Consider the following 15,642-nt stretch of genomic DNA (forward strand, 5'->3'; position numbering starts at 1 on the left):
ATAGTTTAGGAATACGTGACCTTGTAAAACAATAGCGCTTGCAAACGTCATGACCTTTATAAGACAATACGTGTTCTGAAGGTCACCAATCACGAAGATCACTGAGCCGGTTTTAGCTTAATTGGTGTACTATCTTCCATTGTCGCTTTATATAATAGAATAGAGCCCCTATTCCCTTGTTGTTGTCCGTCCGACTTTACTTGAAAATCTTCATTTAATCCAATCGTCCATACAGCTTCCGTTTCTTTATTTAATGTATGGCGTTCATTTGTCCAATCGCTAGGAATATCTTGTTGATGGCTCCTTGTTAATACAACAGCAAGCGTTCCAAACTGAACAACATGATTCCAATCAAACACTTCACTTTTTCCGTCCTCTAAAATCGTAATGCCGTCTGTATTACTAACCACTTCCACACCGTCTCCTTCCCAAACACCATGCATCTCTGTACCTACATAATAATAGGAAATTCCTCCGCTTCGATCACCAAAAGTCGCATTATACTGATGCAAGTTTTTATCTTTTCCTTTATAAGTCACAGTTGCAATATCATTTGTTATCCATTTCACGTTGAACAGACCGGTCGTTTGATAAGGAAGTTTCTCTTTTGGGCGACCAAAAACACCATAATATGAACGATAATAGTAAGCTTCATTTGTCATTGGGTTTTCTTTTATCGCAAAACTATGTTGAAAGTTTGGCGAAATACTCGTTACACTTTTTACTTTTTGATCTTCAGTCGTGATTAACATAATATTCACGAATATAAATATCACTAAAATAGTAAAGCTCCCCCACTTCCACTTCTTATCGATTTGAAATAAGAGAAGAATTGAAGAAAATAGAAAACCAACAATCAATATATTCATAACGTAAAAGAGGCGATTATCAATATACTCTAATTGGTACGTACCATGAAACAATAGGTAACCCATTTGCAGTCCAAAGAAACTTAGCGACAATATAAAAAGTAGCCATCCTCCAATTTTCTTTGCTTTACTGTATGTCCTGTTCATCAATTGCCATCTCCTCTACAAATTCCCATGTCTGGCCGTTATCAGATGAAATAAACTTTCCTTTCACTTTTCCACCTTTATAATCACCATTCGGTCCTTGATTAATAAACAAAGCTAGATGGTCACCCTCTTTTATTGGTACTTCGGCTTGTACAAATATTTCATGGTACTGTGATGGAACATGGATCTCAGCCTTCCCCCACGTATCACCAGCATCGTTTGTGTAATAAAAATCCGGTTCTACAGGATTAAGAACACCATAAGATAAAAAACCCGTTTTTTCATCAACGAAGCCACCATCGGCAATTAAGCGCGTTACATCGTAATTTTCTGTTTCTTGCCAATTTTCCCCACCATCATATGTAAGAAAAACATTTGATCCTTCCTGGGACATCGTTCGACCACCAGATAATATAATATAACCGAAAGAATCACTCAAAAAATCAACTTTTCGAAAGCGAACACCAAGGTACTGTTCCGCAACAATAGATTTATGCCAAGTTTTCCCTTGGTCTTCTGAATACATAAAATAGATGGATTCATTTTCCCAACTACTTCCCTCCCCATATATAAACCCAGCCCGGGTATCGGTTAAAATATAGCTTTTATCGATTAAGTCTTTTTTATTTCCATTATATTCTCCTGCAAATAAAGACTCTAATTCAACAGGGACCACCGTCCAATGTTTCCCCTGATCATAAGTAATTTGTAATTGTTGATCTTGTAAAGAATATCCAATGTTATCCGTCACATTATTTCCTTGTAGTATTGTTTTAACTTCAGTTTGTGTCTGATTATTCCCCAGTTCTCTATCCGGCACAAGTTTCGGTGAGCGCTGATAGAAAAATAGACCAATTGTTAAACTAATCACGATAATGGCAGCAACACGAATAATGAATTTTTTCAAAGTAAGTGCATCCTCTCAATTAATCTTTCCCTAAGAATACCACCATTAGATGTGGAAAGAAAATTTGTAATTCTTATATTCACAAAAATATAATCTTAAAAACTCCAGGCTCCTTTAAGTTTCTCTCACCTTTACATCTACTTCAAATTTTTTCCAATGGTAAATAACTTTATATTTTCCACATAAAACCGATATATATATTGTTAATATTTTTCCCTATGTTGGTAAACTTCATTTGCGGACTTTTATTATCATATTATTCCCTTATTTTTTCACAATCTCTTCTATCTTTTAGAGGTTGTTTTTTTGACTACATACATCCAAGTAAAATTGGGTAATACAGCTTAGAACATTCAGGAGGTAAATATTATGAATTGGACAATTGGAAAAAAACTCTTCGGTGGATTTGGGGTTATTCTTTTATTACTATTTATCATGGTTTATATAGGTTTGCATCAAATTAATAATTTAAATGAAAGTTATCGTTTTTTAATTAATGATAAAGCACAAAAGGCGACTGATATTAAAGATTTACAAGTAACTGTAAAACAAGAAATTGTTAGCATGCGAGGTCTATTAATTGTTGGTGATGAAAGTGCTTATAAAGAGTATAAGGAAGCCCGCAAACACTTTCAAAAAGACTATAACAACTTACAAAAAAGATTCACGATTCCTGAAGCAAAACAAATGTTAACTAAATTAAACCAAATCGAACAAGAATATAATACATTTGCACAAAAAGTATTTGACTTGAGAAAACAAAACAAAGTGGAAGAAGTATCAACAACGGTTGCTTTACAAGGAAGAGATATCGTTCATCGATTCGATGACCAAATTAAAAAATTATCATCTTTCCAAAAGGACATCGTCGATCAAGGTGTAAAGGAAAATATTCAAACGTTCTATCATATACAAGCACAGCTACTTATTATTGGACTTATCGCTTTCGTACTTGGAATATTCATCTCACTTATAATTGGGCGACAAATTTCAAAGCCGATAAAAGCTATTTCTGCATCCGCTAAAAAAATTGCCAATGGAGACTTAAAACTCGAAAACATCCAAGTAAAGAGTAAAGATGAAACGGGTATACTCGCTCAGGCGTTTAACCAAATGACAGCAAATTTAAAAGTTTTAATTGGACAAGTTAAAGCGAATTCCGAACTGATCGCTTCTTCATCTGAGGAATTATCAGCCAGTGCAGAACAAACGACAGAAGCTACAAACCAAATTGCTACATCAATCCAAGAGGTCGCAAGTGGTGCAGAAACCCAAAGACAAGGAGCATATGAAAGTGCTCAAGCGATGAAAGAAATGGCCGTTGGTGTCCAACAAGTTGCGGAAACAACCTCATCTGTTGCCGAACTTACGATGGAAACAAATAAAGAAGCAAACAATGGCCATGAATCACTGAAAAAAGTTATTAATCAAATGGATACGATTCATACGGTCGTTAATAATTCCGCCTCTGTCGTACAGGAGTTAGGTGGACATTCTAAAGAAATCGGTAATATTATAGCAGTCATTACAAGTATTGCAGATCAAACAAATTTACTTGCACTTAACGCAACAATTGAGGCAGCTCGAGCCGGTGAACACGGTAGAGGGTTTGCAGTCGTTGCTGATGAAGTGAGAAACCTTGCAGAACAATCGAAACAATCTGCTGATCAAATAACTAGCCTTATTGAGAAAATCCAAAATGATACAAATAGCGCGGTTGCAGTGATGAATCAAGGTACAGAAGAAGTGAAGATTGGGATGAATGTCGTTTACGAAGCTGAGAAAGGATTCAATAAAATTTTACAACTCGTTGAGCAAGTAACCTCGCAAATTCAAGAAGCATCCGCTGCCTCAGAAGAAATGTCTGCAAGTGTGGAAGAAGTGTATGCATCAATCGAAGAAATTTCCCGGATTGCGAAAGATTCAGCAAACTATAGCCAATCTGTTGCCGCCTCATCAGAAGAACAATTAGCAACAATGGAAGAAATTGCTTCTTCTGCAACATCTTTATCAAAAATTGCCGTCGACTTACAAGAACAAGTGAGTCAGTTTAAGATTTAACAAAAAATATTTCCTTTGATAAATATGTAAATATAGTAAAACTCTCGGGATGGATTTGAGTCCCAAGAGTTTTATTTTTATTTATGATTTGAAATATATTTTTCAATAATCAAATCAAAATTCAAATCGTCTGTATCAGATAAAAGATAGTCCGCATCACTAAGATGATCACGATCACCCACACCAACAGAAAACATTTGTGCTTTATTTATTGCCTCAATACCAGCAGCAGAGTCCTCCACGCCGATACATTCACGATACTCAAAACCAAAGTAATCCGCTGCTATAGTAAAGGTTTCTGGATCTGGTTTGCCTTTTTTTATCTTTGCTGCATCAACAATATAATCAAAGTAGTTCTTTAACCCTAACCGATTTATAACAAATTCAGCATTCTTACTAGCTGATCCTAACGCAATTTTAATATTATGGCTTTTTATATCATCAAGTAACTTTTGAATCCCCGGTAGTATATCTTCTGGCGTGACTTGATTAATCAACTCTTTATAATGCTCGTTTTTTTTCGTAGCAAGTTTCTCTTTTTCCTCAACTGGCATGTCTAGTAATTCTGGTTTTAAGGATAATATACGTTCTAACGATTCTATCCTACTTACTCCTTTTAATTGTTCGTTAAATTCCCTATCAATCATGATTCCTAATGATTCGGCTAACTTTTTCCATGCCAAATAGTGATACTCAGCAGTATCCGTAATAACACCATCAAGATCAAATATAAATGCTTTTGGGTATTGTATCATTCTTATCTCCTTATCTCTTATTTAAATGTTTTTTAAAGCCTTTCTCTTGGAATATTGTGCACAATTTTTTTCGAGCTTACCCAATGAACTCCCTTTGAACAACATTTGACACCGTTATCATTTCCTCTCTATTATACTATGAATGATATCATATGTATAAAGGGAGATGATAAATCCCTAGTGATTTTTTTCTTAAGATTTCATATATATTTTGTCTAAAAAGGAGAATGTGTGACAATTAAATTAACATGTCCGAAGCCGATTCATCTTATGACTGAAGTTACAAGGGTTCTTTATTTTAAAAAATAAGCGGCTTTACTCCTAAAAAATTCCGTGAAATTGAGAGTAAACAACCTTAATCGTTTCCCCTTTTCTTTACTATAAATAGAATACTCCGTTTTCCAATACAGTTAGAATTTAAACTTTATTACAATCCTTTTTCCACCATCTTGTTCTTTCAAAATATATCCTATTCTTTCTTTCTACTTCATAAAATAAAGTAAATGACTATTCTTTTTATAATTAAAGGAGATGTTTCTATGTACGAATTGTATTGTCGAACATATCAGAAGGTTATTCAGACTACTTCAAGATTTTTACCATGGCGGTTACCAAAAACATTGGAGGGTGAAAATTGTTTAAAAAAGTTGCCGCAGCTAATAAAAGCACAAGGAATACAGCAGCTTTTAATTGTTACTGATAAAGGTATTTCAAAAATTGGGCTAATGGACGAGTTACTTGATCGATTAAATTCAACAGGTATTCAGTATGTCATATATGATGGAACCGTTCCGAATCCAACGATTGATAATATTGAGGAAGCCCTCCAACTTTATTATGATCATCGTTGTGAAGCGATTATTGGATTTGGTGGTGGTTCACCGATTGACTGTGCAAAAGGGGTCGCAGCACGAGTGGCCCGACCGAATAAGACGATTCCTGATATGCGTGGGTTATTAAAAGTTCGAAAATCTATTCCCACACTATATGCAATTCCGACAACTTCTGGGACAGGGAGTGAAGGAACGGTGGCCACTGTCATATCTAATAAGCAAACTCATGAGAAATATGCAATTATGGACCCTGTTCTTATCCCACATATTGCTGTGCTTGATCCACTCTTAACGATAAAACTTCCTCCTCACATTACAGCAGCAACTGGGATGGATGCACTTACTCACGCAGTTGAGGCGTTCATAGGTAGAAGTAATACACCTGAGACAAGACAGTGGAGTATCGAAGCGACTAAGTTGGTCTTTGACAATTTAACGAGTGCTTATCGAAATGGAGAAAATTTAACAGCACGAAGTCAAATGCAAAAAGCTGCATATTTGGCTGGACTCGCCTTCACCCGAGCGTATGTTGGCTATGTTCATGCAATCGCTCATACACTTGGTGGTTTTTACAATGTCCCACACGGTTTAGCTAATGCGATTATTTTACCTCATGTACTAGCGTATTACGGAGATTCTGTACATAAACCGTTAGCTGAGTTAGCCGATATTGTTGGCATTACGGAAACATCAGATACGGAAGCGGAAAAAGCGAATAAGTTTATTGAAGCGATTAAAAAGATGAATGCATCTATGGAGATCCCGGAAAAGGTAAACGGCATTTTAAACGAGGACATTCCGGTAATGGTTGAGCGCGCATTGAAAGAAGCCAATCCGCTTTATCCAGTACCGAAAATTTTAAATAAAAATGATTTATTTGAACTTTATCGTATAATAAAAGCAGAGTAGATTCATAGAAGGCCATGAAAATAGTACGATTCATAATAACACACTTAACGATTAAGTAGCCTCCATTGCAGAAAGGATTTTCGAATGTGATTCAGGATATTATTACAACAATTTTAGATGTCATTGTCCCACTTTCTTTGCCAGTTATTGCCGGAATCCTATTAAGAAAGTATAGACAAATAGAAATCGGATCCCTTTTAACACTTGTACTCTATTACTTAACTCCAGTGCTTATTTTTGACACCTTGATGAAAGCAAAAATTACTTATGAGAATGTCTATTTGTCTTTAGCTTATTCCCTATTGAACCTTGCCCTATTATGGGGCGTCGCGGTTGGTGTTGGTAGGTTGTTTAACATGCCTTCTCGGGATGTTGCTGGGTTAACCCTCGTTTCTTCTTTTACAAATAATGTAAATTACGGTATCCCGCTTGTTTTACTAGCTTTTGGTCAGTTCGGATTAGATCAAGCAAGTGTATACATCATTTTACAAATTATCATTATGAATACATTTGGTATTTACTTTGCCGCGCGGTCTCATTTTAATTTTAAAAATGCGGTAAAGTCAGTATTTTCGTTACCAGCCATTTATGCGACGATATTGGCAGTATTGTTCCGAGGTCTTCATATTCCGTTGCCAGGAGGACTAGATACTGGAATCTCAATGATTGCCGATGCCTATTCCCCTATCGTTTTAGCTATTTTAGGAATGCAAATGGTTCGTGTCGGAATGAGAAGAAATGGAGAGAAAACAGAAGCGGCCTTTTGGACAGGTATGGCAATACGAATGTTTGCTGCACCTCTCCTCTCGTTATTCAGTTTAGTCATTTTAGGCATTGACGGTGTGTTATTTTCAGCTTTATTTGTATTGTCTTGCATGCCCGTTGCCGTGAATGCCGGGATACTAGCAGAAAAGTTCAACGCCTCACCGAAATTAGTTACGAAATGCATTTTATGGACAACCGTTCTTTCATTTATTTATTTGCCGCTGATTATAGTGTTCGTTACTTGAACGAAGATGCTTTGTCCATCGAAAAGGATAACTAAAAAATCTATGTTAACAGAAAAAAGAGTTGATTATCTACATCCTATAGATGCTCAACTCTTTTTAATGTAAATCCAATATTGTAATTTCCCTAAGAACGCCTAAAATCCCCTACCAACACTTCTTAAACTTATAAGCTGACGGGGAGGACATTTTACTCTATTTGAGTTAGCGTTGAGCTGGAAGTGAAAAATTAATAACTATTTTTTTATTTCCATCCCTAAACCATCATCAGAATTGATTTGTATCTTTTTTATCGTAGCTTGTTCCGTAAAATTAGCTTCTCCTGTAACCTTATAAATTTCAGGCTTTGCTTCTCCATTTTGATACTGTACATTTGCGGTAAAATCATAAATGTTTTTATGTGTGTTGCTCTGTTCAATCAATAAATCTTTTATCTTTAATTTCTCATCTTCATCTGCTAAATAATCAAACACATATTTCCCGATATATTCTTCATACATTTCCGATGTAAAATGATCTTTATACAATTCTTCTAAATAAATATCTAATTCTGTCGGGTATTCCGGATTCTTTTGACCATCCTCATCTATGGTTGATAGATTATTAGGGTCATTAACGAGTTCAGATAACCTCGAGTTTGGACTAGTAAAGGTATTCTTTAAAACCTTTTCAAGTGTTACAACGTTTTGGTCCTTTTTCTCTATTTTAGAATTTGGACTTTGAGAACAACCGGTGGTGATAAAGGTAATCACTAAAATAAATAACAAAATGCAGCCTCTTTTAAGTCGTTTCAACCCTTCAACACCTCCAAATGACAATGTATTATTTGTCTTTCCTTTTCCCTTTTATATAATTCCTATTATATATATATATATTTGAATTATGTAAATACTATTTTTAATCAAAAGTATCGTGATTATTACTTTAACACTCAGAAAGGTCATTAACCTATTTACTACGAAAGTACCTTCATAAAACCTCAGTAAATATATAGTGATTTTGAGCGTACAATTTAAAGAAAACTCTGGGCTAGAGCTTTTAGGCCACCAAAGAGCTGTAGTTGCCCTTATGCGTATAGGAAACTAGACATCAAAAAATTTATACTTTCCTATTATCAAAATAACAAAGAGCCTTCTGATATGGTTACCTCGAAAAGCTAGATAAACTATCTCTAACTTAAGTCGGTACCACGAAAGGCTCTTTTGTTCTTATTTAGCTATAAACCAATCATATAATTCCTTGGATTGTATCATTATATATGGTCCTAAAGTCTTTTTAAAAGTTAACTTTCCGTATTCTGTTGTTGTAACATCTCCTTCTCCTACTCGCCACAACTGTGTTTCACTAGCAAAATATTCATAATCTGTATAGACGCGATACCAAGTCTTCCCATTTTCAATGCTCTCAACGATACGTGTATTTCCTACCTTACTCTCAAACTCATCTTTCCCATCACCCATTTTTATTTCAATTACTTTTTTTCCTTGATCGTTTTTATAAAAAGTTACTTCTTTATTATTTGTTTTAAATGTTTTCCCATTTGGTGTAGCCTTGAACTCAATTGCTCCTGTATAATATGGTGGTCCTACCGGTTCCTGCTCTTCAGCATCTACTTGTTCTGCAAAAACAGACAAGTGGATATTCCCTTTTGCCCCTTGAAAATCGATATCGTTTTTCCCATGAAGCCAATCTACCAAAATCCGGAAACGCTCTACATCCTGAGATGGTTTTAATGTTGATTCAGGTGATACATTTTCCCATTTATTATCCACTTGCTTTTGAAGGGTTAATGTAACTGGTGTACCCGCCTTGAATAAGTTTCCACTTGTAATTAAACTAACCGTATATTGTACAGGTAACTTTGTATTATTTCTTTTTATATCGAATTGATAAACTTCTTTTGTTTTCATTCCTGGATATAAATCTTCATCTAAATTAAAATCTGCATTTGCAATTGTTTTTCCATTTTTCCCAACAACATCAACATCGAATACAGCTGCTTTAGCAAGGTTATTATCACTCTTAAATGTTTTAGAAAAATATGCCCATGTGCCTAAAAAGGTCCCTATCATAAGGACAAATACAATTAAAATACCTAACATTGTTTTTTTCTTCATACGATTCCCTCCTGTTTCTTAAAATTAATTAATTTTCCCTCCTTACCTTTTACTTCTATTAAAACCATTGTGCTAAGAAAGTTTGTTTTGGTCATTATGCGTCCGCTCATGATTTCTTAGCTTACGAATGGTAGTAATTGAAAATAATAGAACGACAACACTAATTAAACCTGGAAAGCTAGTAAAATATGCTGACACCAATCCGAGTGATGGAATGATTATTATTACCTTCCCTATTACTTGTTCTGAGTGGACGATTTGTCGATCAGTGCCTGTATTTGCATCACCTTTCGTTCGGAAGATCCGTTCATTACCCTGATTATCAATGCTAACAACACGATGAGTGACCAGAGATTTTCCATCTTTTTTGTAGGTTATTATATCGTTATGTTGAATGGAATGAATAGGGACTTTACGTATCAGTAGAACGTCACCAACTTTAAACGTAGGTTCCATACTACCAGATAAAACATTTAAGGGCGTTAATCCAAATATAGATGGGAATTGTTCTTTGAAAAAAAGTTGAAGGTTTAATAAAAGAAATACAGTGATCAGAAAAATAATAATTATTGAGGTTCCAACTCTCATTACTACTTTCATCTTCTTCAGTTTCGATAACTTCCTCTCTTTGACAGATATATTTTCATGGATACTAAAAATATATGTCCTAATAACTAAATTATTCTATTAGGTAAACCGTTTATTTCTAATAAAGTGCTAACTTTTGACCTACACAAGCTACTGTTGAAGATTCTCCGTTTACTGTCGAAGTTTCATCTTTTACTGTTGAAGTTTTCACGTTTACTGTCGAAGTTTCATCTTTTACTGTTGAAGTTCACCCAGTTACTGTTGAAGTTTTATCTTTTACTGTTGAAGTTTAGCATATTGTACACGAGTTCCATTTTCCACTTATAAAAGTAGGGGCGAATTCCGCTCAATAAAATTAAACTATATTTTGACAGTTGCTTGTCATTTCATTAGATTTTATTGATTGTGTTTTGTGAAAGCGCTATAATTTATTTGTTTTTAAAGTTTTTGTTAAGACACCAATGTTGGAGGGACATCGTATGATTATAGACAGATCAACAAATCAAGCAACTTACACTCATTTAAACCGTAATATGGAAATTATTTTTGATTATATAAAAAATAATAATTTAGCAGAACTAAGTAAGGGTGTACATGAAATTGACGGGGAACATTTATATGTTGTTATTCAAAACTATGAAACAAAGGAAGAGTCGAAAGGGGTATGGGAAGCGCACCAACGCTATTTAGATTTTCATTATCTTATCTCTGGTGCCGAAAAGATTGGATATGCGCCAATTGATAAAATGAAAGAGTCAGCGATGTACAATGAAAAAGATGATTTTGCACTTTATACTGGAGAGGGGAATTTTGTTGAATTATCAGAAGGGATGTTTGCCATTTTTTATCCACAAGATGTGCACATGACCTCGATCCAGATTAACGGACCTCAAAAAGTGAAAAAAAGCTGTATTTAAAGTTTTAATTTAGTTCGGATTCATTGGGAGTTGGACAATGAAATCTTTCCATCTCCCAAAATCCATTTACTACTTGCTCTTTTTACCTATTTACTTATTGGAAACTTACTGAGTTAGTAATTCTTAAGTGGGTGTTCAAGCAAGTCCAAAACTTTATTGAGTTGCATTGTTCTTCGATGGGCGTTCTGAAACTCTTAAAACATACTGAGTTGGTAACTCTTTGACAGATGCTCAAGAAGTTTCATACCAGCTACACTATTTCCCTTTTCATCAAGGGCTGGCCCGAAAATACCAATCCCAAGTCTTCCTGGAACAGCTCCCATAATCCCACCTGACACACCACTTTTCGCAGGTATACCTATTTTAATGGCGAACTCTCCAGATGCATTGTACATTCCACAAGTGACCATAAACGTTTTGCATATTCTAGCAACCCCATCCGGCATAATTTGCTTTCCAGTTTCCGGATCGACACCATTCATTGCAAAAACTAAGCCGATTCGAGCTAAATCTAAACAATTCATTTCAATCGCACATTGTTTCGTGTATAAATCAATTAACGTTTCTACATCTTCCGTAATTATTTGATGTTGCTTGAGGAAGTAACAAAGAGCGCGATTTAAGTTTGCTGTTTCAAATTCAGACGCAGCAACACTTGGGTTAAAATCGATTTGCTCATTACCAGCAAGTTCACGAGTAAAAGTTAATAATTTTTGTAGTCGCTCCTCGACGGTCTCCCCATCAATCATATGCGTGACAACGAGAGCACCAGCATTAATCATTGGGTTTAATGGCTTTGCGACATCCATTGTTTCTAACCTGACAATAGAGTTGAAAGGATCGCCTGTTGGTTCCATTCCAACCCGTTCAAATACATAATCAAAGCCTCTATCCATAAGTACGTAGGCTAAAGCAACCACTTTTGAAATACTTTGGAGAGTAAATTTTTTCGTAATATCACCCGCTGAAATACACCTACCATCAGGGAAATGAATGGCAATCGATAAATCATTCGGATTTGCTTTTCCTAATTCTGGAATATAGGTTGCTACTTTCCCTTCTTTTGTAAATTGTTTCGCATATTCAACATGTTTTTTTAACTCTTGATCTTTTTGACAAGGCATTTTTTTCATCACCAATTGTAGTATATATTTTATAGCTAGTAATTATTATAGCAAAAATTAAGCAGACAGAAATACATCTGTCTGCAGTCAAATTGATTATACTTATTTTTTTCCTTCTTTTCCTGCCTCTTCTGCAAGTTGGTCCAGAGATTTAATTTTTCCATGTGGGTTATTTTGATTTTTACGCGCTCGCCACATTCGTTCTTTTGTCTGTTTTGACCAAGTCATCATTCGTCCTCCCTCTATTTCCTTATCTCAACCGCTTCTATTCGAAATTATCATTTTATCCGATATCCCAACCATCCGCACGAGCTTGTTTCGCTTTTTCTTTATGTGCTTGATTTGCTTTGGCACTACCGAAATCAGTCGCAAATTCGGAATCTTGTTTACTTGAGTCAAATCCTTGTTTATTCTTTTGTTCTGAATCATTCTTTTTCGTACGTTTTGCCATAAAATATCCCCCCTTCTTGCCTTTATTATGAGAATTGACTTTAAAAATATTCACATCTTTAGAACTAAGTCAAGACCCCACGTAACTTCTAATCATGAGTTGTTGACGTTCCTTCGATTTTTCATTTATAGGCGGATTTTATGTGACGCATTTTAATTAATTTCAACGATTTCTGGTTTACGGATGCGTCTATGAGGCCAGTTTTTCTTCAGTTTCCGGTTTTTGGGCTCATAGACGCGTTCTATCTGCTCGTTTTCACGCTCGCCACACTATTTTCGGTTCATATGATAACTTACTTTTACCTTCATTTTTTTGAAAAATGACCTGTCCATTAAAATGGTTGCCATAGTTCCGGAATACATTACAACGATAAATGGGGCTGTCTGAAAAGTGGATATCCCGAAACTATAACAATCAAGGATGTTGATATATCACGTTTTGAACATGAAACGGGGCTATACAGAAATCAAATACGCTTTCTGGTTAGCCCCTGCCATTTTCCACTTTAGCAATTTTTTTATAAAATATTTGCCTATCTCTTACCAGCTATTTCCTTAAGTACCCATGCCTTAACCTATCTAACTCCTTTCTAAATCATCAAGATCATTATTCCCTTCTGACCGATCAACGATGACCGCACAGACAGCATCCCCTGTAATATTCACCGTTGTTCGAAACATATCAATTAAACGGTCAACGCCAAGGACTAATGCTATTGCCTCAACTGGAAGCCCAACAGATGTTAATACCATTGATAGCATAATTAATCCTACTCCTGGTACGCCAGCTGTTCCAATACTAGCAAGTGTTGCTGTTAACAAAACGGTTATCAATTGACTCAATGTTAAATCTTGTGCTACAACTTGCGCTATGAACACTGTTGCAACACCTTGCATAATTGCTGTTCCATCCATATTTATTGTTGCACCTAATGGTTGAACAAAACCACTAACCGTCTTTGATACACCTAAATTTTTCTGAGCGGCATCCATTGAAACTGGTAAAGTCGCATTACTACTAGAGGTACTGAAGGCAACAATCATTGCGGGGGAAAATCCTTTGATAAACGTAATTAGACTCATTTTCCCTAAAAACTTCAATGCAGAACCATACACAAAAACGAAATGTATGAGTAATACAAATAAGACGACAAATAAATACTTACTCATCGCAGCAATCGCACTAAAACCTTGTCCGCCAATAGCTGTTGCAATTAACGCGAACGCTCCATATGGGGCAAATTTCATAACCATATTGACAAGATACATTAACACATTGTTTGCCTGTTCAACGAGCTTCAATAAGCCATCAACTTTTGTTCCTAACCGAGCCATTGCGAATCCGATAAAAATGGCAAATGCAATAATTTGTAACATATTTTCCTGAACCATTGCATTGATTGGATTTGTCGGGATGATATTGAGTAACGTTTCAATGACAGGTGGGGCTTCCGTTGCTTCATAATCTGCTCCATCTAGTTGATAATCACCTATTCCCGGCTTAACAATTAATGCCGTCCCAAGTGCGAGTACAATTGCTAAGGCAGTAGTAATAAGAAAAAAGGAAACCGTTTTCAAACCAATACGACCAAGTTTCTTCGGATCACTAACCCCTGCTGTCCCTAATATTAAGGAAACGAGTACAATTGGTACGACAAGCATTTTAATTAAGTTTAAAAAGATTTTTCCTACTGGTATAAAAATATAATTATTCACGATGTCAAATGCATTCGGAAGTGCAAAATTAAATAGTAAACCTACAAGTACCCCCAAACCCATACCGAGTAAAATTTTTTTAGAAAGTGACAATGAAATCCCCCCTTTATAGAAGTTAATTATTCTTATTCAGAGAAATTCTGTCTCATTCCAGAAAAACAACTTTTTAATACGTTTTTTCATAAACAAACGTTTTTATCTTCAATCTTAAAAAAAGAAACATTCCCCATAAAATAGGTAAATGCTTCTTTCTTAAAAAATCTGACTGTTGTCCAGAAACGTCCGACCCTTTATAATTCATAAATTTCAATTGGTAAGCCATCTGGGTCATTGAAAAATGTATATCGTTTACCCGTTAATTCATCAATTCGTACTGGCTCAACTGCAATATCATTGGACTCCAATTCTTTTTTCGTCTCTTCAACTGAGGACACGGCAAACGCTAGATGTCTAAGACCAGTAGCTTCGGGATAGCTTGGTCTTGGTGGTGGCGTAGGAAATGAAAAAAGCTCAATTTGACTTTGCGCTCCCACTGCTAAATCTAGTTTATAAGAATCTCTTTCCTTTCGATATGTTTCTTGAATAATTGGTAAACCAAGAATTTCTGTATAGAATTTTTTCGACCTTTCATAATTGGAACAAATGATTGCAACGTGATGAATGAATTCAAGTTTCAAGCTGTTACCTCCCAATGATTATTGAAATTTGTTTTTATGAGGATGACAAAGAAGTTTCCTCCAATTAAATAAAACCTTTTATCAGTCTTTAGTTTACCGACAAAAGGTTCAATAAAACAAGCTCTACTATTTCGTAATCAACTTAAAATTTTTCATGACTTGGACTCTAACTTTTTATAAAATTACTTAGAAACGTATTATAAATTACTCCTTTTATACTTAATGCTTACTCTTTTACTGAACCCGCTAATAACAGGAAAATTCATCTTTGTGATAGGCTGTTTTCTCAAAAAATGTTGCTTTTTGAAGGGAAATTTATTTGTTGTTGAAGCAATGCGGCGACTCCAGCGGGAACAGCGAACGCCTTTGCGACGAAAGCGATAGCGTCAGTCGCACGAGCCGAAGACCCTGCAGGAGCGAGTTCGAACAACGAGCTACGAAGCGGCTGAGGCCGTGCCCTAAGGATGCGCGTCCGCCTTAGTGAATAACAACAAAGTTTACGAAAACAGCCTTGTGATAAAAAGTATAAATGGTCGACTTTTTATTTTTATAGACCCTTATATAA

The 15,642-nt window shown here is 35.4% G+C and carries 14 protein-coding genes and 2 pseudogenes; 5 read left to right on the forward strand and 11 right to left on the reverse strand.

Translation table 11 applies throughout. The annotated features are described in order from the left end of the window. Window positions 1–98 precede the first annotated feature (98 nt). Window positions 99–1,016, reverse strand: a complete 918-nt coding sequence (locus BN2144_RS01260; protein WP_033826543.1) for a hypothetical protein — start codon at window positions 1,014–1,016, stop codon at window positions 99–101. After that, entirely contained in the window at window positions 997–1,923 is a 927-nt protein-coding gene (locus tag BN2144_RS01265) for a sialidase family protein (protein WP_033826544.1), read from the reverse strand. Before BN2144_RS01265 ends, BN2144_RS01260 begins: the two co-directional genes overlap by 20 nt. A 369-nt stretch (window positions 1,924–2,292) precedes the next feature. On the opposite strand from BN2144_RS01265, the pseudogene BN2144_RS21070 reads away from it, so the two are divergent. After that, window positions 2,293–3,042, forward strand: a pseudogene (locus tag BN2144_RS21070) (CHASE3 domain-containing protein); the annotation flags it as partial. Window positions 3,043–3,123: 81 nt separating this feature from the next. Then, window positions 3,124–3,984 (forward strand): annotated as a pseudogene (locus BN2144_RS21075) (methyl-accepting chemotaxis protein); the annotation flags it as partial. 77 nt (window positions 3,985–4,061) lie between these two features. On the opposite strand, the gene pgmB reads toward BN2144_RS21075, so the two are convergent. Further along, window positions 4,062–4,739, reverse strand: coding sequence for a beta-phosphoglucomutase (pgmB, locus tag BN2144_RS01275; RefSeq protein ID WP_042337422.1), 678 nt, complete (start codon window positions 4,737–4,739; stop codon window positions 4,062–4,064). 539 nt (window positions 4,740–5,278) lie between these two features. On the opposite strand from pgmB, the gene BN2144_RS01280 reads away from it, so the two are divergent. Together BN2144_RS01280 and BN2144_RS01285 are read left to right on the forward strand one after the other, a co-directional pair. Continuing rightward, window positions 5,279–6,481, forward strand: a complete 1,203-nt coding sequence (locus tag BN2144_RS01280; RefSeq protein WP_033826547.1) for an iron-containing alcohol dehydrogenase — start codon at window positions 5,279–5,281, stop codon at window positions 6,479–6,481. An 86-nt stretch (window positions 6,482–6,567) separates the two neighbouring features. After that, entirely contained in the window at window positions 6,568–7,491 is a 924-nt protein-coding gene (locus tag BN2144_RS01285) for an AEC family transporter (protein ID WP_033826548.1), read from the forward strand. Window positions 7,492–7,724: 233 nt separating this feature from the next. Here BN2144_RS01285 and BN2144_RS01290 read toward each other — a convergent pair whose 3' ends face one another. The 3 genes from BN2144_RS01290 to BN2144_RS01300 all read right to left on the reverse strand — a co-directional run bounded on the left by BN2144_RS01290 (window position 7,725) and on the right by BN2144_RS01300 (window position 10,205). Further along, complete coding sequence (locus tag BN2144_RS01290) at window positions 7,725–8,282, reverse strand: hypothetical protein (RefSeq protein WP_222860061.1); 558 nt, start codon at window positions 8,280–8,282, stop codon at window positions 7,725–7,727. A gap of 414 nt (window positions 8,283–8,696) precedes the next feature. Then, window positions 8,697–9,605, reverse strand: a complete 909-nt coding sequence (locus tag BN2144_RS01295) for a hypothetical protein (protein ID WP_033826550.1) — start codon at window positions 9,603–9,605, stop codon at window positions 8,697–8,699. Between the two features lie 72 nt (window positions 9,606–9,677). Beyond that, a complete protein-coding gene (locus BN2144_RS01300; protein ID WP_050632166.1) occupies window positions 9,678–10,205 on the reverse strand; it encodes a signal peptidase I in 528 nt (175 codons plus the stop codon). A 467-nt stretch (window positions 10,206–10,672) separates the two neighbouring features. On the opposite strand from BN2144_RS01300, the gene BN2144_RS01305 reads away from it, so the two are divergent. After that, the gene (locus BN2144_RS01305; protein ID WP_033826551.1) at window positions 10,673–11,110 is read left to right on the forward strand and encodes a NanQ anomerase/TabA/YiaL family protein; all 438 of its coding nucleotides are present in this window, start codon (window positions 10,673–10,675) and stop codon (window positions 11,108–11,110) included. 194 nt (window positions 11,111–11,304) lie between these two features. Here the strand turns inward: BN2144_RS01305 and glsA are convergent, their stop codons facing one another. From glsA to gloA2, 5 genes are all read right to left on the reverse strand, one after another. After that, a complete protein-coding gene (glsA, locus tag BN2144_RS01310) occupies window positions 11,305–12,234 on the reverse strand; it encodes a glutaminase A (RefSeq protein WP_033826552.1) in 930 nt (309 codons plus the stop codon). A 102-nt stretch (window positions 12,235–12,336) separates the two neighbouring features. Further along, complete coding sequence (locus BN2144_RS20195) at window positions 12,337–12,462, reverse strand: DUF6254 family protein (RefSeq protein ID WP_222860062.1); 126 nt, start codon at window positions 12,460–12,462, stop codon at window positions 12,337–12,339. A gap of 55 nt (window positions 12,463–12,517) precedes the next feature. Further along, window positions 12,518–12,685 (reverse strand): hypothetical protein, encoded by a 168-nt coding sequence (locus BN2144_RS19990; protein ID WP_187366945.1) that lies wholly within the window; start codon window positions 12,683–12,685, stop codon window positions 12,518–12,520. 578 nt (window positions 12,686–13,263) lie between these two features. Beyond that, on the reverse strand, window positions 13,264–14,493 hold the full coding sequence (locus BN2144_RS01315) for a dicarboxylate/amino acid:cation symporter (protein ID WP_033826553.1): 1,230 nt from the start codon (window positions 14,491–14,493) through the stop codon (window positions 13,264–13,266). A 197-nt stretch (window positions 14,494–14,690) separates the two neighbouring features. Then, window positions 14,691–15,077 carry an SMU1112c/YaeR family gloxylase I-like metalloprotein gene (gene gloA2 / locus BN2144_RS01320; protein WP_033826554.1) on the reverse strand — a complete coding sequence of 129 codons (387 nt, stop codon included), beginning with the start codon at window positions 15,075–15,077 and terminating at the stop codon, window positions 14,691–14,693. Window positions 15,078–15,642 lie beyond the last annotated feature (565 nt).

This window comes from Bacillus andreraoultii (assembly GCF_001244735.1).
GTDB classification, from domain to species: domain Bacteria; phylum Bacillota; class Bacilli; order Bacillales; family Caldibacillaceae; genus Caldifermentibacillus; species Caldifermentibacillus andreraoultii.